At 64.8% G+C, this 26,758-nt stretch carries 20 protein-coding genes; 8 read left to right on the top strand and 12 right to left on the bottom strand.

What is annotated here, in order from left to right; genetic code table 11:
* The first annotated feature begins 236 nt into the window (after positions 1 to 236).
* The 3 genes from AB5I39_RS11555 to AB5I39_RS11545 all read left to right on the top strand — a co-directional run bounded on the left by AB5I39_RS11555 (position 237) and on the right by AB5I39_RS11545 (position 3,922).
* The gene (locus AB5I39_RS11555) at positions 237 to 1,979 is read left to right on the top strand and encodes an ABC transporter ATP-binding protein (protein WP_404366803.1); all 1,743 of its coding nucleotides are present in this window, start codon (positions 237 to 239) and stop codon (positions 1,977 to 1,979) included.
* Positions 1,980 to 2,229: 250 nt separating this feature from the next.
* On the top strand, positions 2,230 to 2,670 hold the full coding sequence (locus AB5I39_RS11550; RefSeq protein WP_404366801.1) for a hypothetical protein: 441 nt from the start codon (positions 2,230 to 2,232) through the stop codon (positions 2,668 to 2,670).
* Between the two features lie 131 nt (positions 2,671 to 2,801).
* A protein-coding gene (locus tag AB5I39_RS11545; RefSeq protein ID WP_404365850.1) for an IS3 family transposase occupies positions 2,802 to 3,922 on the top strand; the annotation gives its coding sequence in 2 pieces (ribosomal slippage) (positions 2,802 to 3,051 and positions 3,051 to 3,922; 1,122 coding nt in all).
* Positions 3,923 to 3,969: 47 nt separating this feature from the next.
* Here AB5I39_RS11545 and AB5I39_RS11540 read toward each other — a convergent pair.
* Complete coding sequence (locus tag AB5I39_RS11540) at positions 3,970 to 5,223, bottom strand: amidohydrolase family protein (RefSeq protein WP_404366798.1); 1,254 nt, start codon at positions 5,221 to 5,223, stop codon at positions 3,970 to 3,972.
* A gap of 56 nt (positions 5,224 to 5,279) precedes the next feature.
* On the opposite strand from AB5I39_RS11540, the gene AB5I39_RS11535 reads away from it, so the two are divergent.
* Positions 5,280 to 7,463, top strand: coding sequence for a penicillin acylase family protein (locus tag AB5I39_RS11535; protein ID WP_404366795.1), 2,184 nt, complete (start codon positions 5,280 to 5,282; stop codon positions 7,461 to 7,463).
* A 2-nt stretch (positions 7,464 to 7,465) separates the two neighbouring features.
* Entirely contained in the window at positions 7,466 to 7,762 is a 297-nt protein-coding gene (locus AB5I39_RS11530) for a DUF6916 family protein (protein WP_404366792.1), read from the top strand.
* 68 nt (positions 7,763 to 7,830) lie between these two features.
* On the opposite strand, the gene AB5I39_RS11525 is transcribed toward AB5I39_RS11530, so the two are convergent.
* From AB5I39_RS11525 to AB5I39_RS11485, 9 genes are all read right to left on the bottom strand, one after another.
* Positions 7,831 to 8,142, bottom strand: a complete 312-nt coding sequence (locus tag AB5I39_RS11525; protein ID WP_404366789.1) for a phage tail protein — start codon at positions 8,140 to 8,142, stop codon at positions 7,831 to 7,833.
* Positions 8,139 to 8,366, bottom strand: coding sequence for a phage tail protein (locus AB5I39_RS11520; RefSeq protein WP_404366787.1), 228 nt, complete (start codon positions 8,364 to 8,366; stop codon positions 8,139 to 8,141). The genes AB5I39_RS11525 and AB5I39_RS11520 overlap by 4 nt, the downstream gene beginning before the upstream one ends.
* A gap of 17 nt (positions 8,367 to 8,383) precedes the next feature.
* Positions 8,384 to 8,923 (bottom strand): phage tail protein, encoded by a 540-nt coding sequence (locus tag AB5I39_RS11515; RefSeq protein ID WP_404366784.1) that lies wholly within the window; start codon positions 8,921 to 8,923, stop codon positions 8,384 to 8,386.
* 33 nt (positions 8,924 to 8,956) lie between these two features.
* Positions 8,957 to 9,469, bottom strand: coding sequence for a phage tail protein (locus AB5I39_RS11510; RefSeq protein WP_404366781.1), 513 nt, complete (start codon positions 9,467 to 9,469; stop codon positions 8,957 to 8,959).
* A gap of 457 nt (positions 9,470 to 9,926) precedes the next feature.
* The gene (locus AB5I39_RS11505) at positions 9,927 to 11,846 is read right to left on the bottom strand and encodes an asparagine synthase-related protein (RefSeq protein ID WP_404366779.1); all 1,920 of its coding nucleotides are present in this window, start codon (positions 11,844 to 11,846) and stop codon (positions 9,927 to 9,929) included.
* A gap of 16 nt (positions 11,847 to 11,862) precedes the next feature.
* Complete coding sequence (locus AB5I39_RS11500) at positions 11,863 to 12,126, bottom strand: PqqD family peptide modification chaperone (protein ID WP_404366776.1); 264 nt, start codon at positions 12,124 to 12,126, stop codon at positions 11,863 to 11,865.
* Entirely contained in the window at positions 12,104 to 13,033 is a 930-nt protein-coding gene (locus AB5I39_RS11495; RefSeq protein WP_404366774.1) for a sulfotransferase domain-containing protein, read from the bottom strand. The genes AB5I39_RS11500 and AB5I39_RS11495 overlap by 23 nt, the downstream gene beginning before the upstream one ends.
* Positions 13,030 to 13,923, bottom strand: a complete 894-nt coding sequence (locus AB5I39_RS11490) for an HPr kinase/phosphorylase (RefSeq protein ID WP_404366772.1) — start codon at positions 13,921 to 13,923, stop codon at positions 13,030 to 13,032. Before AB5I39_RS11490 ends, AB5I39_RS11495 begins: the two co-directional genes overlap by 4 nt.
* A gap of 103 nt (positions 13,924 to 14,026) precedes the next feature.
* Positions 14,027 to 15,319, bottom strand: coding sequence for a dicarboxylate/amino acid:cation symporter (locus AB5I39_RS11485; RefSeq protein WP_404366770.1), 1,293 nt, complete (start codon positions 15,317 to 15,319; stop codon positions 14,027 to 14,029).
* A gap of 120 nt (positions 15,320 to 15,439) precedes the next feature.
* On the opposite strand from AB5I39_RS11485, the gene AB5I39_RS11480 reads away from it, so the two are divergent.
* The gene (locus AB5I39_RS11480) at positions 15,440 to 18,733 is read left to right on the top strand and encodes an amidohydrolase family protein (RefSeq protein ID WP_404366767.1); all 3,294 of its coding nucleotides are present in this window, start codon (positions 15,440 to 15,442) and stop codon (positions 18,731 to 18,733) included.
* A 124-nt stretch (positions 18,734 to 18,857) separates the two neighbouring features.
* Complete coding sequence (gene katG, locus AB5I39_RS11475; protein WP_404366763.1) at positions 18,858 to 21,047, top strand: catalase/peroxidase HPI; 2,190 nt, start codon at positions 18,858 to 18,860, stop codon at positions 21,045 to 21,047.
* A 74-nt stretch (positions 21,048 to 21,121) separates the two neighbouring features.
* Here katG and AB5I39_RS11470 read toward each other — a convergent pair whose 3' ends face one another.
* Positions 21,122 to 23,485: a TonB-dependent receptor gene (locus AB5I39_RS11470; protein ID WP_404366760.1), complete on the bottom strand. Its 2,364-nt coding sequence runs from the start codon at positions 23,483 to 23,485 to the stop codon at positions 21,122 to 21,124.
* A 123-nt stretch (positions 23,486 to 23,608) separates the two neighbouring features.
* On the opposite strand from AB5I39_RS11470, the gene AB5I39_RS11465 reads away from it, so the two are divergent.
* Positions 23,609 to 24,274, top strand: a complete 666-nt coding sequence (locus AB5I39_RS11465) for a TetR/AcrR family transcriptional regulator (protein WP_404366758.1) — start codon at positions 23,609 to 23,611, stop codon at positions 24,272 to 24,274.
* A 96-nt stretch (positions 24,275 to 24,370) separates the two neighbouring features.
* On the opposite strand, the gene AB5I39_RS11460 is transcribed toward AB5I39_RS11465, so the two are convergent.
* Entirely contained in the window at positions 24,371 to 26,740 is a 2,370-nt protein-coding gene (locus AB5I39_RS11460; RefSeq protein WP_404366755.1) for a transketolase, read from the bottom strand.
* Between the last annotated feature and the right edge of the window lie 18 nt (positions 26,741 to 26,758).

Genomic DNA, 26,758 nt, shown 5'->3' with positions numbered 1-26,758 from the left:
TCGTCTCGTGGAAGCATAATAGTTCGTTCGAACGAACAGGGCAACCACGGAAACGTTAGTCCGCTCGTTTCGGCGGCGCATTTTTATGGAGCGAAGGTGCGAACGCCAATGCTGCAATGCAAGAGGATCGCGGAATCTTTATCGAGGCTGAACGACAAGAGATTGAGAAAATGGCGAAATATTCGTGGCCTTCGACACCCCTCGACGCGGGCGGGCCAGCATGACAGAGCGATGTGATGGACGCCCCGACCCGATCCGATGTTGCAACGCCCTCCCGCTCGCTGATCGTCACCGCATGGCGCCCCGCAGTGGCCTTCGTGCGGGTGTTTACCGGCTTTGCCGGACAGCGCGGGTTGGTCGCAACCGGCCTGGTCGCGGCGGGGGCGCTGCTCGACGGGGCCGGGTTGCTGCTGCTGATCCCAATTCTCAATTCGGTCGTGACCCGCGTCGGTGGCGAATCGCGGGTTGGTACGGCGCTCGACGCGATCGGGCTGCATACCAGTTGGTCACGTCTGGTCGCGCTGTTGGCGGCCTTCGTCACGCTCGCCGTGGCGCGCGCGCTGGTGCAATTCGCGCGCGACATCGCGCTCGCCAAATTACAGACGAGCTTCGTCGAATATCAGCGCAATCTGGTGATGCGCGCCATCGCCGCCGCGTCATGGAGCCGGATCGTCGGTCTGCGCCACGCCCGCATCACCAATCTCATCACCACAGAGGTCAGCCGCGTCGCGGGCAGCGCGCAATTCCTGATCCAGGCATCGGTCGCCGCCGCGATGCTGGTGGTCCAGGCCGCTCTCGCCTTCACCCTGGCACCGGTGCTGGCCGTTGCGACGGCGGCATTGGTCGTCATCGGCGGCGGCGCGGTGTTCCTGGCGCAGGGCAAGATCCGCGACATCGGCACTGGCGTGGTGCAGGGCAATGCCGCCCTGATGGGCAGCGCCAACGGGTTCCTGAGCGGCCTGAAAGCGGCAGCGGCGCAGAATACGCAGAACGAATTCATCGCCGAATTCGAAACGATCCAGGCCAATTTGCGCGAAACCAGCCTGTCGTTCCAGCGCCGCCAGGCCAATAGTCGGCGAGTCTTTGCGATCGGGTCGGGCTTTGCCGCGGCATCGGTCGTGCTGATCGGCTTTGCGACGAAGGTGCCGCCCGCGGTGCTGATCACGCTGGTTTTGATCTTCGCGCGGATGAGCGGCCCGGCGATCATGATCCAGCAAGCGGCGCAGAACTTCTTCTTCGCGCTACCGAGTTTCGAAGCGCTGCAGGCGTTCCAGAGCGAGCTGGCCGCCGAACGCGCCGCCACCCCGGCCCCGGTCGTCCCGCCGCCTGGCGCGATCGAGGCGCGCGATTTGGTCTATCGCTATGCCACCGGCGGCGGGGTCAGTGGCGCGAGCGTGCGGATCGAGCCGGGCAGCTTCGTCGGGATTGCGGGTCCATCGGGCGCGGGCAAGACGACACTGATCGACTTGCTGATCGGCCTGACCGAGCCGCAGTCCGGCACGCTTTCGGTCGGTGGCATGGTGCTCGAGGCCGCCGGGCGCGCGGGCTGGCGCGAGGGCGTCGCCTATGTGCCGCAGGAGGGTTTCCTGTTTCACGACACCGTCCGGCGCAACCTCGCCTGGGGCAATCGCGGCACGCACGAGACGGCGATGTGGGAGGCGCTGGAGTTCGTCGGTGCGGAGGCGCTGGTGCGGCGGATGCCCGAGGGGATCGACACGATCGTCGGCGAGCGCGGCGCGTTGCTGTCGGGCGGGGAGCGGCAGCGACTGGCGCTGGCGCGCGCGATTCTGCGACGGCCGCGGCTGCTCGTGCTTGACGAAGCGATGAACGCGATCGACGCGGAAAGCGAGAACCGGCTGCTCACCAAGATCGCCGCGCTAAATCCGCGCCCGACGATCCTGATGATCTCCCACCGCGCGGAGAGCATGGCGACGTGCGATCAGGTGATCCGGGTCGAGGGGGGTGTGGTGGCGGGGTAGTGGGTTGGGCGTGCAGCTCACCCGCGCTTCCCCGGCGAAGGCCGGGGCCCAGTCGCGAAACAGAAGCGGCAAAGGACCGCGCTATCCCATCGACCTACGCAACTGGGCTCCGGCCTTCGCCGGGGAAGGCCTTAAGCTGGTTGGAGATTTGCCGAACGACCGTTCAGGTTCCGCCGCGAGTATCGCCATTCCTGCCCCCAATAGTAATGTCCGATTGCTGACGTTGCTCTCGCATGCCAGCATGGACTCCATGAGCAAGCTGACCCTTAGCTATCAGTATGATTCCAGCTTTTTCGATCCGAAGAAGCCGCGAGATGACTTCGGTTGGCTCGGTGCAAGAGTGGAAACCGATCGCTTCTCGGGGAACGGTGGTTTTTGGGTGCAATGGCAGGACGTGAGGGAGTTTGGTGAAGCTTTAAGTGCTTTCCCAATCACGGCAGATCATCCGATCGTGGCACAATGGGGCTATGACATGCAGACCGGCGACGACCTTATCTTGCGGATCGAGATTGTCCCAGCAGACAAGCGGGGCAATCTAGCGGTTCACTTTGAGGTGGCCGACTACGCTCTGCCTCAAAACCGCGCACGCGGCTCCTTCACGACCAATTATACTAATCTTGCGGCATTCCGCGCAGACATTGCATCCCTTATGGATAGGGAAGCCGAGGAAGCGATTTTGGTCGGAAACTAAAGTCCGCTTCTTCCAATCCCGCGCAAAAGCTGCGTGACGTCTCAACCACCACTCATTGCCGTTCGCACCGGCTGACGTGCTCCCCAGAATTCATGCCATTGGTAAGTTAGCTCGTCAGATGGAGACGAGTGATGCGGCGAGGCCGATTTACCGAGGATCAGATCATAGGCGTGCTGCGCGAGCATGAAGCTGGCGTGAAAACGGCCGACCTGTGCCGCAAGCACGGGATCAGCGATGCGACCTTTTACAACTGGAAGTCGAAGTACGGCGGGCTGACGGTGTCCGACGCGGCGCGGTTGCGAGCGCTCGAGGACGAAAACCGCCGGCTGAAGAAGCTGCTGGCAGAGTCGATGCTGGACGTGTCGGCGTTGAAGGATTTGCTGGGAAAAAACTGACTCGGTCTGCGGAGCGCTACGCTGCGGTGGAGAAGTTGATGGCCGACCACGGCTTCTCTGAGCGTCGCGCCTGCAGGCTGATCGGGGTCAACCGGTCGGCATGGCAATATGAGCCGCTTCGCGGGCAGGACGATGCTGTCCGCGTGCGGATGCGTGAGATCGCCAACGAGCGTCGGCGGTTCGGCTATCGGCGGCTGGCGATCCTGCTCAAGCGTGAGGGCAAAGGCATGAACCTGAAGAAGGTGTACCGGCTGTATCGCGAGGAGCGGCTGACGGTGCGCAAGCGTGGCGGTCGGAAGCGAGCGTTGGGTACGCGGGCGCCCATGGCGATCCCGCAGGAACCCAACCAGCGCTGGTCGCTCGACTTCGTATCGGACTCGTTGGCCTGCGGCCGGCGGTTCCGCATGCTCAACGTGATCGACGATTACAGCCGTGAGTGCCTGGGGTGTATCGTCGACACCTCGCTGTCAGGTCGGCGGGTCGTTCGGGAGTTGAGCGCCATCGCCGAACGTCGCGGGCTGCCGTGCATGGTGGTCAGCGACAACGGAACCGAGCTGACCAGTCACGCCGTCCTCGCCTGGTGCCAGGACACCGGGGTCGAATGGCATTACATCGCCCCGGGCAAACCGCAGCAGAATGGCTTTGTGGAATCATTCAATGGTCGCTTGCGCGACGAGTGCCTGAACGAGCACCTGTTCCCTACGCTGGCTGCGGCGAGACGGATCATCGAGGCATGGCGGACGGACTACAACACCGTTCGTCCGCACAGCAGCCTTGGCGGGTTGGCACCCGCCGAGTTTACGAACCGCCCCCGCCAAGGGCATATGGACACCGAAGCTAACTTATCAGCGGCCTGAAAACGGGGAGCAGGTCACGGCGCTCCAATGCCCTCGCCCCCAACTCCCTAACGCCCAACCACCACCCCGCCCTTCATCACCCAGCCTACCCGCCGCACCGCCGCGATGTCGCGCATCGGATCGCCCGGCACCGCGATCAGATCGGCCAGCAGCCCCGCCTTCACGCTCCCGCGATCGGCGAGGTGGAACGCGCTTGCATTGCCCGAGGTCGCGGCGATCAGGACTTGCGCGACCAGCATCCCCGCCGCCGCCATCAGCACCATTTCGCGCGCATTCTCGCCATGCGCGAAGACGCCGACGTCGCCGCCCATGCAGATCGGCACGCCCGCCGCGCGCGCCAGCGCAAACGCCGCGCGATTCTCGGCGACGGCGGGCGGCACCGGATTGCCGCCGCTCCACCCGCGATAGCGCGACACCGCGTCGGATGCCGCCAGCGTCGGACACAAAGCGATGCCCTTTGCCGCCATGCTGCGGAAAATCTCCGCTGTCCCGCCATAGCCATGCTCGATCGTGTCGGCCCCGGCGGCAATCGCGCGGCGCATTCCCTCGGGCGTGGAGGTATGCACCGCGACCGTGCGCCCGGCATCGTGCGCCGCTTCGACCGCGGCCTTCATCTCCGCTAGCGAAAAGGTCGGGCGGCTCGGCTCGCCCGGACCCCAGCGGTAATCGCCGTAGAGCTTCACCACATCCGCCCCCGCGGCGATCTGGCTGCGCACGACGCGGACGAGATCGTCGACGCCGCTTGCTTCCTCGGCGCCTTGCGGGATGTCCAAGCCGGGTTCGAAGCCCTTGGGTCCATACGCCCCCTTCGCCACGATCGCGCGCGTCGCGACGATCAGGCGCGGGCCGGGCACGATCCCCTGCGCGATCGCCTGACGCAGCCCGACATCGGCATAGCCCGCGCCTTCGGTCCCGAGATCGCGCAAGGTGGTGAAACCCGCCAACAGCGTTAGCCGTGCATTCGCCACCGCGCGCGCTGTGCGCAAGGCGAGCGGTTCGTGCAGGACCTGATCGTCCCAGCTCGTCTCGTTATAGGGGTGGAGGAAGAGATGCCCGTGCCCCTCGATCATCCCCGGCATCAGCGTCTGGCCGGGGAGATCGATCGTCTCGGCATCTGCGGGCGCGGTTAGTGCGGGGCCGACCGCGACGATCTTGTCGCCGCTGACCAGCACTTGCCAGCCGGGATGCGCCACCGGATCGACGCCGTCGAACACCGCCGCCGGGCGGAGCAGGATCGGGTGCGGCGCGGGCGCGGGCGCGGCACCGACGGCCAAGAGCGCGAGACCGATCAACCATTTCATCGTTTTGTCTCCGCAAGCGATTGTGGCGCGCAGTATTGCCCGATAGCCTCGCTGTCATGGATAGACTCCCCCGCCTCGCGCGCAACCTGCTTGCCGCCACCGCCCTGTTCACCGTGGCGGCGGCCCCCGCCCCGCCAGAGGCCGCGCGCGTCACGATCACGCGCGACACCTGGGGCATTGCGCATGTCGTCGGGCAGAGCGACGCCGATACGGTATTCGGCGCGATCTATGCGCAGGCCGAGGACGACTTCAACCGGATCGAGGCGAACTATCTGACCGCGCTCGGCCGCACCGCCGAGGCGGAGGGGGAGCAGGCAATCTGGGCCGATCTGCGCCAGCGCCTCTATGTCGATCCGGTCGATCTGAAGGCCAAATATCACGCCAGCCCGCCGTGGCTGCAGCGGTTGATGACCGGCTGGGCCGACGGGCTGAACTATTATCTCGCGACGCACCCCGAGGTTCGCCCCAAGGTGCTGACGCATTTCGAGCCGTGGATGGCCTTGTCCTTCACCGAAGGCAGCATCGGCGGGGATATCGAGCGGATTTCGCTGAACGACCTCGCGGCCTTTTACGGCAAGACCAGCGTCGCCGTTGCCGCCGAGGAGGCTGGCCCGGTCCCGCGCGAACCGCGTGGCTCGAATGGCATTGCGATTGCGCCGAAGAACACGGTGAACGGCCACGCATTGCTGCTGATCAACCCGCACACCAGCTTCTACTTCCGCTCCGAATTGCAGATGACCAGCGGCGAGGGGCTGAACGCCTATGGCGCGTCCACCTGGGGGCAGTTCTTCATCTATCAGGGCTTCAACGAGAAAGCCGGGTGGATGCACACCTCCTCCGGCGTCGACAATGTCGATGAATTTGCGGAAGATGTCGTGCGGCAGGGGGCGGCGGTTAGTTATCGCTACGGCAAGGCGATCCGTCCGATGCGCTCGAAACGCGTGACGATCGCCTATCGCAAGCCCGATGGCACGCTGGGCACGCGCAGCTTCACGACCTATGCCAGCCACCACGGCCCGATCGTCGCCGAGCGTGACGGCAAGTGGATCGCGCAAAGCCTGATGTGGAAGCCGATCCCGGCGCTCGAACAAAGCTGGCTGCGCACAATGGCGACCGACCTTGCCGGCTATCTGAAGGTCGCCGAGCGCAAGGCCAATTCCTCGAACGACACATTGTTCGCCGATGCCAAGGGCGAGATCGCCTATCTCCACCCGCAGTTCGTGCCGGTGCGCGACACGCGTTTCGATTATGGCAAGCCGGTCGATGGCGCCGATCCGGCGACCGACTGGAAGGGGCTGCACAGCGTGGCGAGCCTGCCCAATGCGATCAACCCGCGCGTCGGCTATGCCTTCAGCACCAACAACTGGCCATGGACCGCGGCGGGACCGGACAGCCCGAAGGCGGCCGACTATCCGCGCTACATGGACACGTTCGGCGAAAATCCGCGCGGGGTGCATGCCGATCTGCTGTTGCGCAACGCCCATGCCTTCACGCCCGAGCGGCTGATCGCGGCGGCGTATGACAGCTACCTTCCCGCCTTTGCCGAGCTGATCCCGCCGCTGGTGAAGGCGTATGACGCCCTGCCCGCCACCGACCCGCGCCGCGCCGCGCTCGCCGGGCCGATCACGACTTTACGCGGCTGGAATTACCGCTGGGGGACGGACTCGGTCGCCACCACGCTCGGCGTGCTGTGGGGCGGCAAGATGTGGCGCGAGGTGGGCAGCTTCATCCAGGCCGAGCAGATCAACGTGCCGAAATATATCGCGACGCGCGTTTCGGACAGCCGCAAGCTCGATGCGCTGGGTGAGGCGGCCGATCAACTGACCCGCGATTTCGGCGACTGGAAGGTCGGCTGGGGTCAGATCAACCGCTTCCAGCGGCTCGACGACAGCATCGACCCGCATTTCGACGACAGCAAACCGAGCATCCCGGTGCCCTTCACCTCGGCGCAATGGGGCAGTCTCGCGTCGTTCGGCGCGCGCCCCTATGCCAATACCAGGAAGCTCTACGGGTCGAGCGGGAACAGCTTCGTCGCGGTGGTGGAATTCGGGCCGAAGCTGCGCGCCTGGGCAGTCACCGCGGGCGGCGAGAGCGGTGACCCTGCCTCGCCGCATTTCCGCGACCAGGCAGAGCGCTATGCGGGCGGCGCCTTGCGCCCGGTCTATTTCTATCCCGCCGATCTCGCCGGGCATGTCGAGCGGCGCTATCGACCGGGCGAAATGGCAAAGGAGGCGAAATGACGGTGAGCATTGCCACACTGACGTGCGAGGATTTTGCGGCGCAGCTCGGCACGGTTTTCCTGCTGCAGGGCGCAGAAGGTACCACCATGCCGCTGACGCTCGCCGAGGCCAATCCGGGTCCCGGCGCGGCCTATGCGGGACGCGCGCCTTTCTCGCTGATCTTCCGCAGCGCCGCGCAGCAGGTGGTGCCACAAGGCTTTTACCGGCTCGAGCATCCGGTGATGGGTCCGCTGGAGATCACCTTCGCCCCCGTCGCGCGGACGGCCGCGGGCATCGATTATGAAGCGGTGTTCAACTGATCGATAGGAGCGGTGCCGCCGCCCGCGTTGGGACGACGGCACCCGTTTCACCCCTTGGCAAAGGTGCGTCAGTTACGTGCCGGGAAAATTCCCTGCAACGCGATGCAATAGAGCAAGGCGAGCCGGGGCTGCGCATTGCTGTGCGGCTGGCCGCCACCGGTGTGGGTGATCGCCAGCGGCGAGAACTCCACCGGCGGGGTCGCCGCTGGCGCGTAGGCCAGTTGCGGATTGCTGAACGATAATAAGGCTGTCGGCGACGGGGTGGCGGTCAGTTGACCCGTGCTGCCGATAGCGGTCCCGCCCTGAAGGACGTGCGTATGCAGTGGCAGATTGCCTTCCGTCAGCGTGATCGTATCGCTGCCCTGCGCTTGGCCGATCACCGTCGGAGTGAGGCCTGGGGGCTGCCCCAGTGCATCGCGGCGTTGCCCATCAGGTTCGGCAAGGCAAAGGTCGTCGTACCGTTGCCGCCATAGGTGGTGCCGATCACCGCATAGAGCGCCGAATTCTGCGTGATTCCCATGATCGTTCCGTCGCATACGGCCCAGCCATAGGGGGGATAGCTGAAGGCAACCGCGCGGATTTCGCCGATAAATTGATCTGACATGATTTGCTTCCCGAAATTTAGTTGCGGCTGGGGAAAATCCCGTTGAGCGCAATGATGAAGGAAACGCACACCGACGGCATGAGATTGCTGTGCTGCTGGCTCTGCCCCGCGGTGCCGACCGATGTCGGATCGAGCGGCACCGTCGTGACCGGCGTAGCGCCCGGGACGACGTAGAGCGAGGATCCGGTCCCGCCCGGCGCGGCCAGCACCGCGGTGTTGCTTGGGCCAGTCAGATTGCCGCTCACGGTGGTCGCAATCACCATGTGATTGTGCGACGGAATCTGTGCCTGTGTCAGGGTGACGTTTTCGGTGCCACCGCTCTGGCCGATCTGGCGCGGGGTGAGTCCCGGACCGGACCCTTCGCCGATCGCGAGGCGGGAGCGAAGATCGGGCAGCGCGAAGGTAGTGATGCCATCGCCGCCATAGGTCGTGCCGATCAGAACGTAGAGCGTTTGATATTGCGCGATGCTGAGGAGTTGGCCGTTACAGAACATCCAGTCGCGGGGGGCAAAGTTGCCGCCGAACATCCGGATTTCTCCGACGAAATTTTGTGACATGATGGATTGCTCCCGAAGAGGTTCGTGCGCCGCTCAATTGCGCGACGGGAAAATGCCGCTCGTCGCGATGCAGTAATTGAGCACCAAGAAGGGCTGCATGTTGTTGTGCGCTTGCGTGCCGCCCGTCAGGCCGATCGCGGTGGGCGAAAGCGGCGTCAGCGGATTGCCCGATGCAGGAGCGTAGAAGTCGGTGGCCGGCGACGTGTCGTTGGCCAAGGCGTTTCCGGTCGGCGCCTTGAGCGTCGCCGTCGTCGACGTACCGATCAGCGCGTGCGTGTGGCTCGGCATCGTCGCGCTGGTCAGCGTGACCATCTCCGTTCCGTCACGCGTTCCCTGCGGTTCCTGTGTCGAGCGATCGATCGCGACCCGCCCGCGCAGATCGGGCAATGCGAAGTTGGTCGTGCCGTTGCCGCCGTATGTCGTGCCAAGCAGGGCGAACAACGCCTGAAATTGATTGACCGACAGAAGCTGTCCGGCACAAAGCGCCCACCCCTTGGGCGCCCACTCCCACGGAAATAACCTGATTTCACCCAGATATGGATCCACAGTATTTCTCCCCACATGCGCCGTTGTGACGCAACGCATCACGACTCGTCGTTTATCGCGAGCAGGCGGAGCGTATCCAATCATGACGTCACCGCAATGACCGAAACAACCGATTTGGACCCGGTATTATGCGGGAGAAGAAGCTGCGTGCGATTCCAAAAACTAAGAACGGCATTGAGACTTTGCCGAAACCTGCTATGACCTAAACGTCAGGCTGGAGATCGAAATGAAGACTCAAAGTGACGATACGCAGTTTGATTTGCCTAATAACGCAAAGACCAAAAGAACCTGGTCGACGCCCGTCGTGATCGAGTCGCAGGTTTCCGGGACGGAGCTGCCAAATCCGACGCAGCCGTCTCCGCGTGACGTTACCACCGGCGGCGCCGTTGTGGGGCCAAGCTAAAGCCTGCCGATCGGTCCTGCGCCGCGTCGGACGGTATTTGGTGACCGTGATGTCCTAGTTCCGCCGATCGACCCAGGCCGTGTAGCGCGCGATGACGATTGATAACGTCGCCATTTCGCGCGCTCTCTGGCGCATCTTGTTCGTGCCCATGTCCGGGTTATTGGCCTGATCGAGCAAGGTGCGCACACGCGCGAAATCGAAATGCGCGCCGATCCGCGTCATCTCCAGTTCGGTGACTGCCTTGCGAAGCGAGGCATCGTCGATGCTCAGTTTGTCGGCGATCGGGCCATCATTGGCGCGCGGGCGATCCTGAAATTCGCGCGGCAGGATGTCGCCCAGCGCAGCGCAAGCAAGGTAGCGGTTGCGCCCGTCGCGCACGGCGAGGTGCAGCGGAACGGCAAGCGCGAACTCGATCACGCGGCGGTCGAAAAAGGGTCGTGTCAGCGCAAGCCCGAACGATGCCGCCATCGCTTCCAGCTCAGGCGCCTTGGCGGACTGGCGCGAGAGCAAATCGGATATCACGCGGTTACGGTTGCGCTCCGACGACCGGACGGAAATCCGCTCCCGCCCGCGGACGCGCCCCGCCGCGACCAACGGGGCGGTGAAGGAGTCCTTCAGCGCCAGCATCGCGGCATCGGCCCGCATTCCACGCCGTACCGCGAGCAGAAAACGCCGCGCCGATGCCGGCAGCAAGGGGAACAACGTGTGGCGCAGCACGATCGCACGCCACCGTTCCCCCGAGATCCGCCGATACGCGCGCATCTCGCGCCATAACGTCGCCACGCGCCCGGAGGCCGCGAAATCGGCGAGCGCCGTGTGGCCACGATCGTTGAGCGTATAATCGCCGCCATGGCCGTCCATCACCAAGCGCGCACCAGCGGCTCGCAACACGCGAAAGCGGTCCGCATCGGAATAGGCGAGACTGGATACCGGCATGCCTCCATTGTTCATGATATAGCCATCGAGCCCGTCGAGCGGATCCTGATCGCGCCAGTCGATGTAATGAACGTCGAGATGCGGCATCATGCGCTTGCACCGCTCGACCCAGGGGCGCGGATCGCGCGGCCAGCCCTCTGCGCGTTCGGGCATGGCGAGGGTCACCGTCGCCAGCTTTGCGTCGGCGGGCATGGCGGGGCCGGCGAGCGCGGCGATCGACCCGCTGTCGAAACCACCGCTCAGCGACAGGCCGGGCCATGCGAGCAGCCGCCGTACCCGACAGGCGACCGCCTCGGCCAGGATTTCCCGATACTTGGCAACGTAATACGCATCGTCCTGGCCAAGATGCGCCGGGTCGGCGTGCGGTTGCCAATATTGCGTCTCCACCACCGTGCTGTCTGGGGCAATGGTCAGCGTAGTCCCGCCCCGGACGCTGCGGATTTCATCGAACGCTGTCCGGCCATCGGGACGGTTGCCCCAGAAATTGACGTACCGGGCAAGCCAGATCTCATCGAGCTTTCGCGGCACGCCGGACACCGACCACAAGGCCGGGATATCGGTCGCGAACGCGACGAACCCGTTGCCGAGGTGATAGTGCAGCGGCCGTTGGCCCATGGGATCGCGCGCGAGGAACAGCCGCTTGCGCGCGACATCCCAGATTGCGAAGGCGAAGTCGCCGATCAGATGCGCCGGGCACCCCTCGCCCCAACGGCGATAGGCGTGCAGCACCAGCGCGCTGTCAGGCATCGTCGCCAGACCAGCGGGATCGAGCTCGAGCGCTGCCGCGATCTCCTCGCGATTGTCGATCCGACAGTCGGCGACCAGCACTAGCCGCGCATCGCGATCGTAGAGCGGCTGCTGATCGAACGCGTCCTCGCGCGTAATCCGCATCAGGCCATGACCGAGACCGATGCGCCCATCGGCGAACGTCGCGGCACCGTCGCTACAGCGCGCCGCCAGCGCGCCCTTCATCCGCTCCAGATCGGCCGCATCGACAGCGACATCGTCGAAGCGCAAAATGCCCCAAATCGCGCTCACCCGGGGCCGGCCCGTGCTACGCGCTACCCTCGACCGCGTTGTTTTCACGCAATTTCTCGATAAACGCGGTCACCTCGTCGTGGCACACCTCTGGCGTCACGTCGAATTCCTCGAGCAGCGCCGCGACCAGCGCATCGATCGTCTGCGGCGTCTCGATCAATTCCCACACACGCGCGCCGACATCGTTCAACCCGATATATTTCCCTTGTTCGGCACTCATCATCACGATCTCATCGCCAACCTTGGCCGAAATCCAGTCACCGTGCCTGCTGATCGACATGTTCGAAATCCTCCTTCGTCGCCAGGCTATAGCCCAGCCGTTCCATCATTGCCGCATGATCCTGCTCGATTCGCAGAATCTGCTCGCGGGTCAATTCGTCGCGCCACCCGCCGGCCACGCCGCGACGGAAGAAACGGGTCTTGCTGCCACTGCGCGCCTGCGGTGCTTCGCCGAAGCCCTCGGCTGCCTCCTGGCGCTGCAATTCGTCCATCGCGGCAAAGCGCGTCGCGCGTTCGATCAGCGCATCGTCGGCCGGCCAGCCGGCAAAGTGCAACGCCCCGCGCAGCGTTGGCAGGGCGGCACGGTGCATGTCCTCATAGCGGACGAGATGCACCGGCACGTCGCGCTGATCGAGCCAGCTTGCGGCATAGCCGCTCCAGCCGAGCAGTTGCTGACGCAATTGGTTGGCGAGCGAGCGCGGTTGTGCGCAGAAGCAGAAAGATCGATCGCCCATCATTCCGATCGCCTGGTCGATCGTGCAATTCTGATGATTGGCAAGCGACGGGGCAACGTCGCGCGGATCGCGCACGAACAGCAGCGCGCCGGCGGCGGCCTCTGCGCCCCCCATCATCGGTTCGCCCGACCGGGTATGGGTATAGCCGTCATGCGTTTTCACGAAACGCACCGGATACTGGCTCTCGGGATCGAACGGGTCTTCGTACGTGTCCGCTGCAAGATGACGATAGAGCGCGGGCCGCAGGTCGTCGATCTCGTCTGGCCAGAGCAAGCTCGAATCCACCAGCAGATGATTTTCAAAACGGCCGCGCGCGCTGGCGATCGAATCGGTGCTGTCGAGCGCGTTGATCGCGGCCGGCTCGTCGCGCGCCGGATCGAGATTGGAGAGCAACGCACGAAACCAGGTGTTGCCCGATTTCGGGAAGGACGTCAGCCAGACGGTTGGCCTCACCCCTGCACGTCCGCCACTTCGGTGGCCGCCGTCAGGCCGATCTCAGCCCAGTGCGCCTCCAGCCACGAAACCGTATCGTCCATCGCGCTGAACCGCATCGGGCGCGACAGGGTGAAGATGCCCGCAGCATGGGCGATCGCCGCCCCGATCTGAAAATACGCTTGCCGCTGGCCCATGCGCCGCACTAGCACCGGGCGATAAGCGTTGGCGATCAGCAAACGCGATCCGTCGACAACATTCGGCCGCGCAATGCCGGGCTCGCGCGGAGGGCGGTCCTCGAACAGCATATAAACCGCGCCGACCGGCATTGCGGCATCGCTGGCGGTACCGGGGTCGACGTAGAATTTCTCCATCCGGTCCCGCATCGCCTCGCCCTTGCGATCATCGAGCGCGAGCGCGTCGATCGATTTGCTCCAGAGCTTCAGGAAGCGTCCGTCGGGATGCACGACGGGAACGCCCGCATCGTCGAGCGTGATCGCGGCCTGATCGTCGGTTACCAGCGTGTAACCGCGCGCACCCAGCGCGGCGGCAAGCGTCGATTTGCCTGCACCCGATACACCGCAGAACAGCACGGCCTTGCCATTGACCGCGATCGCGCTGGCGTGAAGCACGATATGGTTGCGCTGGTGCAGCAGGATTCCGAAGACATTGCCCGCCAGAAAAATGGCGATGTCCTGATCGCCGACATCGGGCGCGCGCGCGAAACCGATGCTGTGCCCCCCCTCAAGCAGGAAGCGACCGATTGCCGGCAGTTCGAGCAGGAAACGGTCGTCGCTGCGCTGCCAGTTCGGGCCGGTGGCGACCGTATCGTCCAATGCGGCCGGCACGTCGATTGCCCGGATGGTGACGTCGGCAGTAACCATGCCATCGAGCGGGATCAGCCCCGGCAAACGTATCTCGCTGCAAACCGCGAGACCGGACACTCTATACCAATACACTCGCGCCCAACCCCCTGTCGCCCGAGCGAGGCTCTATGCAGATAGCAGCCCGGTTTCAAGCGTCCGCGCCGCCAAGCGCCTGTGCCAGCCGCGCGCGGTCGAGCTTCCCCTCCCAGCGCGCGACGACGATCGCGGCGACCGCATTGCCGACGAAATTGGTCAAGCTGCGGCATTCGCTCATGAATCGATCGACGCCGAGGACCAGCGCCATGCCTGCAACGGGCACCGACGGCACGATCGACAATGTCGCGGCAAGCGTGATGAATCCCGCACCCGTCACCCCCGCCGCGCCCTTCGAGCTCAACATCGCCACGCCGACCAGCAACAACTGGTCCCCGATCGACAGATGCACGCCACACGCCTGCGCGATGAACAGCGAGGCCAGCGTCATATAGACGTTGGTGCCGTCGAGGTTGAACGAATAGCCCGTCGGCACGACCAGCCCGACGATCCCGCGGTTGCACCCCGCCGCCTCCAGCTTTGTGATCAGATTGGGCAGCGCCGCCTCGGACGAAGAAGTGCCCAAGACCAGCAGCAGTTCGGCCTTGAGGTAGGTGAGCAATCGCAGGATCGAGAAGCCATGCGCCCAGGCAACCGCGCCGAGAATGACCAGGACGAACGCGATCGATGTGAGATAGAAGGTGAGCACCAGTCCGCCGAGGCTGATCAGGCTGCCCGCGCCATATTTGCCGACGGTAAAGGCGATCGCGCCGAACGCGCCGATTGGGGCCGCACGCATCAAGATGCCGACCACGCGGAACACGATCAGCCCGAGCCGCTCGATCAGATCGAGCACCGGCTCGGCAGGTTTCCCCACCAGGCTGAGCGCGATGCCGAACAGGATCGCGACGAACAGCGTTTGCAGGATCGACCCATCGGTCAGCGCCGAGACCATCGTATTGGGGATCACCGCCATCAGGAAGCCGACCACGGTCGTCTCATGCGCCTGATGCGCATAGTCGGCGACCGCGCCCGCATCGAGCGTCACCGGATCGACGTTCATGCCCGCGCCCGGCTGCACGACATTGGCCACGACCAGCCCCAAGATTAGGGCGAGAGTCGAGAAAAATAGGAAGTAGCCGAACGCCTTGGCCGCGACCCGCCCCACCGTCCCGAGTTCGCGCATGCCAGCGATGCCGCTAACCAGGGTCAGGAAGATGACGGGCGCGATCACCATCTTGACCAGCTTGATGAAGCCGTCGCCCAATGGCTTCAGCGCGGCCCCGGTCTCTGGCCAGAAATGCCCGACCAACGCGCCGAGCACGATCGCCGTCAGCACTTGGACATACAGTTGCGCGTACAGCGGTGTCGGCTTGGCCGGGGCCGGCGGTGCGGGCGGGATTGTCATGCACCTATCCTAAGCGAGCCTCGCGCCGATGCCACCCCCCGCGATCGCGGTTGCAGGAACGAGATCGCCCGCATACCAATGCGGTAACAGGATCATCACGATCCGGGGGCAGGAGTTTCGATGCGCTACGATGTAACGGCGGTGATCGCCGCGGTGATGCTGGCCAGCCCGCTTTCGGCGCAAACTGCACCGGCCCCCGCCCCCACGGCAACTCCCGCCAAGCCGCCAAAGTGGAACGTCAACGCACCCCCCGGCATGACGACGCGGCAGGTGCCGATCGCGGTCAGCGAGGGCAGCTGGATGAACGTCGATGTCTCGCGCGATGGGAAGATGATCACGTTCGATCTGCTTGGCGACATCTACACCATGCCGGTCACCGGCGGCACGCCGACCCGCGTCGCGGAGGGCCTCGCTTATGAACAGCAGCCGCGCTTCTCGCCCGATGGCAAGCGCATCGCCTTCGTCTCGGATCGCGGCGGCGGCGACAATATCTGGCTGATGAACGTCGATGGCAGCGACAAGCGGCAATTGACCAAGGAGGATTTCCGCTTGCTCAACCAGCCGAGCTGGAGCCCGGACGGCCGCTTCATCGTCGCCAAGAAGCATTTCACGACGCAGCGCTCGCTCGGCACGGGCGAGGTGTGGCTGTATCACGTCGCGGGCGGAGGCGGCGTGCAACTGGTCAAGCGCGCCAGCGAGGAATTGCAGAAGGAATTGGGTGAGCCGATCTACGCCGCCGACGGCAAAAGCGTGTTCTTCACGCGCAACGTCACGCCCGGCCCGATCTTCGAATATGCGCAGAATTCCTATACCGACCTATTCGACATCGAACGCTATGATCTAGTGACGGGCGAAACCAGCACGGCCGTTTCCGGCGCGGGCGGATCGGTGCGCCCCACGCCCTCCCCCGATGGCAAGCGCATCGCCTTCGTCCGGCGCGAGGCGGGCAAGTCGAAACTCTACGTCAAGGATCTCGACAGCGGGGTGGAGCGCAAAGTGTACGATGCGCTCGACCAGGACGTGCAGGAAACCTGGGCCGTCACCGGCGTCTATCCCAACATGGCCTGGACGCCCGATGGCCAGTCGATCGTGTTCTGGGCGGGCGGGCAGATCCGGCGCGCGAAGGCCGATGGATCGGGCGCGGGCGTCATTCCCTTCGCGGTCAACGACACCCGCGTGGTGATCGACGCGGTGCATCCGACCGTCGCGGTCGCACCCGATCGCTTCACGACCAAGATGCCGCGCTGGGCCAGCGTGTCGCCCAATGGGCAAAGCGTCGTGTTCGAGACGCTCGGCAAGCTGTGGATCAAGCCCGCCGCCGGGGGCACGGCGCGACGGCTGGTCAGCGGCGGTGACGAGAGCGAGATGCAGCTGTGGCCGAGCTGGTCGCGCGATGGGCGATCGGTGGTGTTCGTCGGCTGGACTGACGCCGGCCTCGGCAAGGTCCGCACCGTGGCGGCAACCGGTGGCGCGGCGAAGGACGTGACCACCGCCGCCGGCCATTACGGCCACCCGCGCTTTTCCCCCGATGGCCGCACGATCGTGTTCGAAAGCGGGCGTGGCGGCGGGCTGACCGCGGCGCGCGGCAGTGAAAACCCCGGTCTGTACCGTATCGCCGCGACCGGCGGGGCAGCGACACGCATCACCAAGGGCGGCAGCGAACCGCAATTCGGCGTGGATGGCGAGCGGGTGTTCTTCCTCGCCTCGGACAAGGGCAAGCGCCAGCTCGTCAGCACCGACCTCAACGGCCAGGCACGACGCGTCCATGCATCGGGCGAGCTGGTCAACGATTTCCAGGTCTCGCCCGACGGCCGCTATCTCGCGTTCCGGCAGAATTACCAGGCGTTCGTGATGCCCTTGATGCCGGGCACGCAGGATGTCGCGGTCGACCCGAAGAAGGGCGCGCTCCCCGTCACGCGTGTCAGCGGCGACGGCGCGAGCTTCATCGGCTGGTCGCATGACGGCGCACAGCTGCACTGGTCGCTGGGGCCGACCTTCTACACGGTGACGACCGATGCGCTGTTCCGCGCTGGACCGGCCGACGACGATGCACCCAAGTTCGCCCCGCCGAAGACCGGTATTTCGCTGTCGATGGAGGTTGCCGCGGACAAGCCGACCGGCATTGTCGCGCTGACCGGTGCGCGGATCGTGACGATGGCCGATGCCAAAGGGGGGATCGTCGATGACGGCGTGATCGTCATCCGCGGCGACCGCATCGTGGCGATCGGGCCGAAAGCATCGACTCCGGTCCCGGCTGGCGCCAAGACGATCGACGTTGCGGGCAAGACGATCATCCCCGGTCTGGTCGATGCGCACGCGCATGGCCCGCAAGCCGATGACGATCTGATCCCGCAGCAGAATTGGTCGGCGATGCTCAATTTGGCGATGGGCACGACGACGATCCACGATCCGTCCTCGACCGCGTCCGAAATCTTCGTCGCCTCGGAAATGCAGCGCGCGGGCAAGATCATCGGCCCACGGACCTTCTCGACCGGCGAGGTGATCTATGGCGCGAAATCGCCCGAGGTCTATGCCGAGATCGACTCGATCGAGGATGCGCTGGCCGACGTCCGCCGGTTGAAGGCGCAGGGCGCGAACAGCGTGAAGAACTACAACCAGCCACGCCGCGAACAGCGCCAGATGGTCGTCGCCGCCGCCCAGCGCGAGAATATGGAGGTCGTGCCGGAGGGCGGATCGCTGTTCGCAATGGACATCAGCCTGATCCAGGACGGCAATTCCACGGTCGAGCACAATGTGCCGCTGGTCACCTTCTACAAGGATGTGGTCGATCTTTGGACGCAGACCAAGACCAATTACACGCCGACTCTGGTCGTGACCTATGGCGGCCTGGCGGGCGATCCGTATTGGCGGCAGCATATGGATGTGTGGAAGCATCCGATCGTTTCCCGCTACGAGCCGCCTGCGATGTTGCTCGCGCAGAATGGCCGCCGCACGATGGCGCCGGAGGACGCCTTCGTCGATGACGAGAGCGCGCGCGAGGCGGGCAAGCTCGCGGCACGTGGCGTGCAGGTGTCGATCGGTGCACACGGCCAGCAACCGGGCCTCGGCGCGCATTGGGAGATGTGGTCGTTCGCGCGCGGCGGGTGGAGCCCGATCGACGCACTGCGCGCGGGCACGATCATGCCCGCCACTTCGCTCGGCTATGCCAAGGACGTCGGCTCGCTCGAAGTCGGCAAGCTCGCCGATCTCGTCGTGCTCGACGCCGATCCGACGGTCGACATCCGCAATACCGACAAGATTCACCGCGTCATGCTGGGAGGCAGACTCTACGATCCGCTGACGCTCGACGAAGTCGCGACCGGTACGCGCAAGAGCGCGCCCCTGTGGTGGTCAGGCGGCGGACTCGGCGCGGGCGCGATGCCAAGCACGGAGAGCGCGACGGGGGGCGATTAAAGCGACACGGGCATGACGTTCAGCGTGTGATTTCGATCAGTCTTAAGAAATTAAGCGATTGGACAGATCAATCGGCGCGGCTCATCCTCCGGCACAGAAACACTCTAGCCAATGGAGAGCTTGCATGAACGTCGAAGCCAAATGCCCGGTGGGCGCAGGTCGTGTGGACGGCAATGCCGTCCTGTTCGAGATGACCAACCGCCTGTGGTGGCCGAACCAGCTCGACCTGACCGTCCTGCACCAAAACCCGCCGCAAGCGGACCCGATGGAGCCGGATTTCGATTATGCGGCGGAATTCCAGACCCTCGATCTCGCCGCGGTCAAGGCGGACATTTTCGCGCTGATGACCGAATCGCAGGATTGGTGGCCGGCCGATTACGGCCATTACGGTCCGCTGTTCATCCGCATGGCGTGGCACAGTGCGGGGACCTATCGCATCGGGGACGGGCGCGGTGGCGCGGGCGCCGGGCAGCAGCGCTTTGCCCCGCTCAACAGCTGGCCGGACAATGCCAATCTCGACAAGGCGCGGCTGCTGCTGTGGCCGATCAAGCAGAAATACGGCCGCAAGCTGTCCTGGGCCGACCTGATGGTGCTGGCGGGCAATTGCGCGATCGAATCGATGGGCGGCGAAACCGCCGGTTTCGCTGGCGGCCGTGTCGATGTGTGGGAACCGGCGACCGACGTGAATTGGGGTGAAGAGCGTGAATGGCTCGCCGGTGACAAGCGCTATTCCGGGGAGCGCGATCTCGCCAACCCGCTTGCCGCAGTGCAGATGGGCCTGATCTACGTCAATCCGGAAGGCCCGAACGGCAATCCCGATCCGCTGCTCGCCGCGCGCGACATTCGCGAGACCTTTGCGCGCATGGCGATGAATGACGAGGAAACCGTCGCGCTGATCGCCGGTGGTCACACCTTCGGCAAGACCCACGGCGCGGGCGTGCCCGACGATTATGTCGGCCCCGAGCCCGAAGGTGCGCCGATCGAGCAGGTCGGTCTGGGCTGGAAGAACACCCTTGGAAGCGGCAACGGGGTCCATACCATCACCAGCGGGCTGGAAGGTGCGTGGACGCAGGAACCAACCAAATGGACGAACCTGTATTTCAAGAATTTGTTCGAATTCGAATGGGAACTGACGCGCAGCCCGGCCGGTGCCCAGCAGTGGACGCCCAAGAACCCCGAAGCGCAGGGCACCGTGCCGGACGCGCACGATCCGTCCAGGCGCCACGCGCCGATGATGCTGACGACTGATCTCGCGCTGCGGTTCGACCCGGCATACGAGAAGATCTCGCGGCATTTCTATGAGAACCCTGAGGCGCTGACCAAGGCCTTTGCCGAGGCGTGGTACAAGCTGACGCACCGCGACATGGGGCCGCACAACCGGCTGCTCGGGCCGGAAGTCCCCGCCAAACCGCGGCTGTGGCAGGATCCGGTGCCGGCCGTCGACCATCCGCTGATCGACGATGCCGACATCGCCGCGCTCAAGGCCAAGATCCTCGCGTCCGGCCTGTCGATTTCGCGGCTGGTGGCGACCGCATGGGCGTCGGCCTCGACCTATCGCGGCACCGACATGCGCGGTGGTGCCAACGGCGCACGCATCCGGCTTGCCCCGCAAAAGGATTGGGCAGTCAACGAACCGTCCGAACTGGCAGCGGCGCTCGCCAAGCTGGATGAGGTCCGCGGCAGCTTCGGCAAGCCCGTGTCGCTGGCGGACATGATCGTGCTCGGCGGCTGCGCGGCGGTCGAGGCGGCGGCGAAGGCGGCGGGGCACGACGTGACCGTGCCCTTCACGCCGGGCCGCACCGATGCGTCGGCGGAGCAGACCGACGCGGACTCGTTCGCCCCGCTCGAACCCAAGGTCGATGGCTTCCGCAACTTCAAGAGCGGCGATCAGCCGTGGTCGGCGGAGGAATTGCTGGTCGATCGCGCGCATCTGCTGACGCTCACCGCGCCGGAAATGACGGTGTTGCTGGGTGGCTTGCGCGTGCTCGGTGCCAATGTCGGTGGATCGACCCACGGTGTGTTTACCGATCGTCCGGGTGCGCTCACCAACGACTTCTTCGTCAATCTGCTGAAGACCAGCATCGCGATGAAGTGGGAACCGTCGGACGCGGAAGACGTGTTCGTCGCACGCGACCGCAAGACCGGCGAGCAGAAGTGGACCGCGACGCGCGTCGACCTGATCTTCGCCGCCAACTCGCAGCTCCGCGCCCTGGCCGAGGCGTATGCGACCGATGACGCCAAGGGCGCGTTCGTCCACGCGTTCATCGCCGCCTGGACCAAGGTGATGAACGCCGACCGGTTCGACCTCGCCTGATCGCGCGGTAGGCCGACACAAAGAAGGGCGCTTGCCAGTGGCAAGCGCCCTTTTTGTTTGCCCCGATCGAGCGATCAGAACTTCGCGGTGATCGTCCCGAAGATCTGCCGCGGGTTGCCGTAGAAGGCGGTGGCGATGCCTTCCTTGCCGAGCGTCGCGACATACGGACCGTTGGGCACCGGCACGTTGGTCAGGCTGATCGGATTCCCCGCCAGATCGGTGCGGATATATTGATAGCCGGCCGTCTTGTAGATCTTGTTGGTGATGTTCTTGGCGTGGACGCCGATCGAATAGCGCCCGCCGCGGCCGAAGCTGTAGGTCAAATTCGCATCCCACAGCGCATAGCCCGGCTGATCGAGGAACGGGCTGGCCGTTTCGAACTGGTGCGTCAGGCTGCGATACGAAATCGTGGTGTTGGCGTTGACCTTGCCGCGGCCGACCGGAAGCGTGCCCGACAGCGTCGAGGACAGCGTCCAATCCGGCGTATTCTGGAACACGCGGACATTGGCGACATCCACGCCGGTCGGCCCGATGAAGGTCTTATACTTCGCATCGATATAGCCGAGCGTGCCCGACAGCGAGACGTTCGACCCGGCGCCAGCGAAGCCGCGCGCGAGCACCGCGGTCGCCTCCGCTTCGACGCCCTTGATCTTGGCCTTGGCGGCATTGGTGGTGATGCCGCAGAACGACGCCACCCCGTTCTGAATGCAGCCGACCGACCCGGGCACCTGGACGTCGGTGTAATCCGAATAGAAGCCGTCGAGCGCAATGTTCAACCGCTTGTCGAACAGCGAACCCTTATAGCCGATTTCATACGATTTCACGATTTCCGGGCGGAACAACAGATAGTTGTAGATTTCCTGATAGCTGCGGATGCCATCCTGATTGACGTCGGGAGCCGAGGTGCCCGATCCGCGCGGATCGAACCCGCCGCCTTTGAAGCCTTCCGAATAAGACGCATAGAGCAGATGATCGGCCGTCGGCTTGAAGTTCACCGACACGCGCGGGGTGAAGCGCTTGAACTTCGCGACACCACGGAAATCGGTCGAGGGCGCACCGATCAGGATCGGATTGCCGCCGAATTCGGAAGTCGTGCCGAAATAACTCGCCTTGAACACATACGAGCTGCGTTCGTCCCAAGTATAGCGACCGCCGAGCGACAGGCTGAACTGGTCGGTGAAATCATAGGTGAAGTCGCCGAAGATCGAGCTGGTTTCGGTCCGCACATCGCCCGCGGTGTAAGCGTTGAAATTGGCGAGCGTGGTCGACAGCAGCACGTCAAACCCGGTGGAAGCCTTTGCCCCCAGATAATAGAAGCCGATCAGGCCGTTCAATTTGTCGCTCTTGTAGGCGAGCTGGAATTCCTGGCTGGTCTGCTGGTTGCGATAGACCGCCGGCACGTCGACATCGACTGCGGGTAGCGCGTCGAAGTCGATCGGCGTGAAGGAGCGATCCTTGCGGAAGGCGCTGATGCTCTTAAGCGTCAAATGATCGGTAAGCTCCGCCGTAGCGACCATCGACAGGCCGCCCGCCTGAATGTTCTGGCGCGGGCTGTTGAGCCCGGCGCGCGTGTCGAACGGATTGGACTGGACCGGAATGCCCGAGACGATCCCCGGGATCAGGCGCGATCCGTTGCGCGCGTTCGACTTGTCCTCGGTATAGTCGCCGGTCAGGCGGATCGACATGCGCTGATCGGGCGATTCGAATTCGACCGTGCCGCGTGCCGCCCAGACGTTCTTGTTGTAATTGTCGATGTTGAGGTTGGTGTTGCGCCCGAAGCCGTCGCGGGTCAGCCGCGCACCCGCCACGCCCACCTTGAACAGGCTGCCGATCGGGGTCGACAGGCTGACGATGCCGTCAGCCTGATTGAACGAGCCGTAGCTCGCCTTGAAATTCGCCTCCGCCACGTCGGGCAGCTTCTTGGTGACATATTTCACTGCGCCGCCAATCGTGTTGCGGCCATAGAGCGTGCCCTGCGGCCCGCGCAGCACCTCGATCCGTTCGACATCATAGACATCGAGCACGGCGGCCTGCGGGCGGTTCAGATACACGTCGTCGAGATAGATGCCGATGCCCGCCTCGAAACCGGGAACCGGATCCTGCTGCCCGACGCCGCGGATGAAGGCGGCAAGCGTCGAGTTTGTACCGCGCGCATTCTTCAACGTGGTGTTCGGTGTGACGTTCTGCAGGTCGGTCAAATCGACCGCGCCGGTCTGTTCCAGCCGCGCGGCGGAGAAAGCGGTGACGGCGATCGGCACGTCGAGCAGCGTCTCTTCACGACGGCGCGCGGTGACGACGATGTCGCCGTCCGCCACGTCCTGCTCCTGCGCGGCGGGTGCCTCGGTCGGTGCGGTCTGTGCGGATACGGGTGCCGCGGCAAAGGCAGCAAGGGCGGCTCCAGCATAGAGCACGGCGCGCGCGGAAATCAGGCGTGTCATTGGTTTTCCCCTCCTGTGGCGCTCCCATCATGGCCCCGATATCATTCGGGTTGTGCGCCGGTCGCAGTCGCTATACTGAAACCTGAACCAGGTTTCAACTTGGGAAATGGGGAGGCGTCGTTGATGGCGATGGAAGGTGTCCCGAATGCCACAGCCGCGGTACCGGACGATGGCATGTCGGCAGCAAGCGCGGGCAAGGCCCCGCGCACCGAGCGCGGGCGGCGCACGCTGCGCGCGATCCTAGATGCCGCTGCGATCGAATTCGGCGAGCGTGGCTTTCACGAGGCATCGGTCAGCGGCATCACGCGCCGTGCAGGCGTCGCACTGGGCAGTTTCTACACGTATTTCGATTCGAAGGATGCGGTGTTCCGCGCGCTCGTCCGCGATATGTCGGACCAGGTGCGAGACCGCGTCGCCCCCGCGATCCGCGCCGCACCCGACCAGATCGCGGCGGAGCGTGCGGGCTTACGCGAATTCATCGCCTTCGTGCGCGGGCATAAGGAAATCTACCGGATCATCGACGAATCCGAATTCGTCGATCCCGAATCCTTCAAGCTGCATTACGCGACCACTGCCGAGCGCATCGCGGCGCGCTTGAAAGCGGCGGCGGTGCGTGGCGAAGTGCGCGGCGACGTGTCCGAGGTCCACGCCTGGGCGATCATGGGGATGAACGTGTTCCTGGGGCTGCGCTTCGGGGTGTGGGGGCAGGACATGGCACCCGATGACGTGGCGGATGTCGTCGCGGACTTTCTTGCGCGGGGGTTGTCGGCGGAAGCCCACTCGGGCTGATCTCTCTTCCGTTCGCTTCGAGCGAAGTCGAGAAGCCTTGGTCAGGGCGCGGGTTCGGGTTTCTCGACTTCGCTCGAAACGAACGGGTGAGAGGGATCAGTTTGAGGCCCCCTCAACCGCCCCCAAGCACAGCTCCGCCACCGCATCGACGATCGCATCCGCATCCAGCCGATAGCTGCGAAACAGATCAGGCACGTCACCGGTCTGGCCAAAGCGATCGACACCGAGCGGGCTGACGCGCATCCCGCGCACACCGCCGAGCCAGGACAGCGTCGATGGCGCGCCATCGATGATCGTGACGAGCTTGGCATCGGGCGCAAGCTGCGCCAGCAATTGCTCGGCATGGCTCGGCACGCGCGCACCGGTCCAGCGCCCGGCGTGCCGCGCCGACCAGCCGCGATGCAGAAGATCGGGCGAGGTCACCATCAGCAGCCCCAGCCCCGGCACATCGTCGGCCAGCAGCGCGGCCGCCTCCAGCACTTCGGGCGTGATCGCGCCGGTGAAGACGATCGCCAGATCCGCCGGTCCGCTCGGCGCTTTCAGCCAATAGCCGCCGGCAAGCGCACCTTCCTGCCAGCCCGTGTCAGTTCGTTCGATCTGCGGCATCGTGCGCGTGGACAGGCGGAGATAGACCGAGCCGCCATCCGCCGCCTGCATATGTCGGAATCCCCAGCCCATGATCAGCGCGAGTTCGTCAGCAAAGGCGGGCTCGAAATAGGTCAGGCCCGGTTGGCCGATGCCGATCAGCGGGGAGTTGATCGACTGGTGCGCCCCACCCTCCGGCCCCAGCGTCAGGCCCGACGGCGTCGCCACCAGCAAAAAGCGCGCATCCTGGTAACACGCGTAGTTGAGCGCATCGAGGCCGCGCGCGATGAAGGGGTCGTACACCGTCCCGATCGGCATCAGGCGCGATCCGAACAGCGGCGCGGCAAGACCGAGTGCGGCGAGCATCAGGAACAGGTTATTTTCGGCGATGCCCAGTTCGATATGCTGCCCAGCCCCATGCCCGGCCCATTTCTGCGCGGTGGGAATGCGCGCGGCGGAGAAGACGTCCTTCAATTCCTGCCGCCGGAACAGTCCACGCTGGTTCACGAACGCGCCGAGGTTGGTCGAGACCGTCACGTCAGGCGACGTCGTGACGATACGGTCCGCAAGAGGATGCCCGGACTTGGCCAGATCGAGCAGGATTCGCCCGAACGCCGCCTGCGTCGAAAGTTCGGCCCCATCGGGCACCGGCAAGCTATCGGGGACCGGCACGGCTTGCGCCGCCGGAACGTGCTGCCCTTGGGCAAGCGCGCTCGCCTCGACCACCGCGCGCGCCGACGCCGCGACATTCGCACCCAGCCCGCCATAGGGTTCCCATTCGTCACCTGCCGCAATGCCGAGATCGCCGCGCAATTGTTCGATCTGGCCGGGGTTCATCAATCCCGAATGATTGTCCTTGTGCCCGGCGAACGGCAGGCCGTAGCCCTTCACCGTATAGGCGATGAACAGCGTCGGCTTGTCGTCGTCGCAGCGCGCGAACGCTTCCAGCAACGTCGCGATGCAATGCCCGCCGAGATTGGTCATCAACGCGGCGAGCGCGGCGTCGTCATGCTCGGCGATCAGCGCCAGCGTTTGCGGAAACTCCGCCAGATCGGCGGTCAGCCGCGCGCGCCACGCCGCGCCCCCCTGATAGGTCAGCGCGGCGAATTCGGCATTGGGGCATTCGTCGATCCAGTCGGCGATCGCCTGCCCGCCGGGTCGCGCAAAGGTCTCGCGCTGCTTGCGTCCGTGCTTCAGCGTCTCGACCCGCCAGCCGCAGGTTTCGAAAATGTCATCGAAGCGGCGGAACATGCGGTCCGCCGTCGTGCTGTCGAGCGATTGTCGGTTGTAATCGACGATCCACCAGCAATTACGGATGTCGTGTTTATACGCCTCGATCAGGCATTCGTAGATATTGCCCTCGTCCAGTTCGGCATCGCCCATCAGTGCGATCATCCGCCCGGCATCAGATTCCGCCATGTCGCCATGCGCGATCAGATAATCCTGGATCAGCGAAGCAAACGCCGTGATTGCAACGCCGAGACCCACCGAGCCGGTCGAGAAATCGACCGGGATCTTGTCCTTGGTCCGGCTGGGGTAACTTTGCGCCCCGCCGAGGCCGCGATAGCGTTGCAGCGCATCGAGCGATTGCTGGCCGAGCATGTAATGGATCGCGTGCAGCACCGGGCCGGCATGCGGCTTGACCGCGACCTTGTCCTGCGGGCGCAGCGCGCCGAAATAGAGTGCGGTCATGATCGCGGTGATCGACGCACAACTCGCCTGATGCCCACCGACCTTCAGTCCGTCACGGCTCTCGCGCAGATGGTTGGCATTGTGGATCGTCCAGGAAGATAGCCAGCGCAGCCGCGTCTCGATCGCCTCCAGCACGGCGATGGTGGCGGGATCGGTGCGCGGTGCAGGCGGCGTGACGGTCATATCCATGCCGCGATACTAGCCGAT

Origin of the sequence: Sphingomonas sp. MMS24-J45 (assembly GCF_044881195.1) — a bacterium.
Taxonomy (GTDB): domain Bacteria; phylum Pseudomonadota; class Alphaproteobacteria; order Sphingomonadales; family Sphingomonadaceae; genus Sphingomonas.
The sequence above is the reverse complement of the archived record's forward strand: the minus strand, read 5'-3'. Positions and strand labels throughout refer to the sequence as shown.

Excerpts from the sequence above, each read along its gene's own strand:
- AB5I39_RS11520 (WP_404366787.1), bottom strand. The coding sequence starts at position 8,366 with ATGTCAGATCAATTTATCGGCGAAATCCGCGCGGTTGCCTTCAGCTAT.
- AB5I39_RS11500 (WP_404366776.1), bottom strand. The coding sequence starts at position 12,126 with ATGTCGATCAGCAGGCACGGTGACTGGATTTCGGCCAAGGTTGGCGAT.
- katG (WP_404366763.1), top strand. The coding sequence starts at position 18,858 with ATGAACGTCGAAGCCAAATGCCCGGTGGGCGCAGGTCGTGTGGACGGC.
- AB5I39_RS11535 (WP_404366795.1), top strand. The coding sequence starts at position 5,280 with ATGGATAGACTCCCCCGCCTCGCGCGCAACCTGCTTGCCGCCACCGCC.
- AB5I39_RS11485 (WP_404366770.1), bottom strand. The coding sequence starts at position 15,319 with ATGACAATCCCGCCCGCACCGCCGGCCCCGGCCAAGCCGACACCGCTG.
- AB5I39_RS11515 (WP_404366784.1), bottom strand. The coding sequence starts at position 8,923 with ATGTCACAAAATTTCGTCGGAGAAATCCGGATGTTCGGCGGCAACTTT.
- AB5I39_RS11465 (WP_404366758.1), top strand. The coding sequence starts at position 23,609 with ATGGCGATGGAAGGTGTCCCGAATGCCACAGCCGCGGTACCGGACGAT.
- AB5I39_RS11470 (WP_404366760.1), bottom strand. The coding sequence starts at position 23,485 with ATGACACGCCTGATTTCCGCGCGCGCCGTGCTCTATGCTGGAGCCGCC.
- AB5I39_RS11460 (WP_404366755.1), bottom strand. The coding sequence starts at position 26,740 with ATGGATATGACCGTCACGCCGCCTGCACCGCGCACCGATCCCGCCACC.
- AB5I39_RS11555 (WP_404366803.1), top strand. The coding sequence starts at position 237 with ATGGACGCCCCGACCCGATCCGATGTTGCAACGCCCTCCCGCTCGCTG.
- AB5I39_RS11550 (WP_404366801.1), top strand. The coding sequence starts at position 2,230 with ATGAGCAAGCTGACCCTTAGCTATCAGTATGATTCCAGCTTTTTCGAT.
- AB5I39_RS11540 (WP_404366798.1), bottom strand. The coding sequence starts at position 5,223 with ATGAAATGGTTGATCGGTCTCGCGCTCTTGGCCGTCGGTGCCGCGCCC.
- AB5I39_RS11480 (WP_404366767.1), top strand. The coding sequence starts at position 15,440 with ATGCGCTACGATGTAACGGCGGTGATCGCCGCGGTGATGCTGGCCAGC.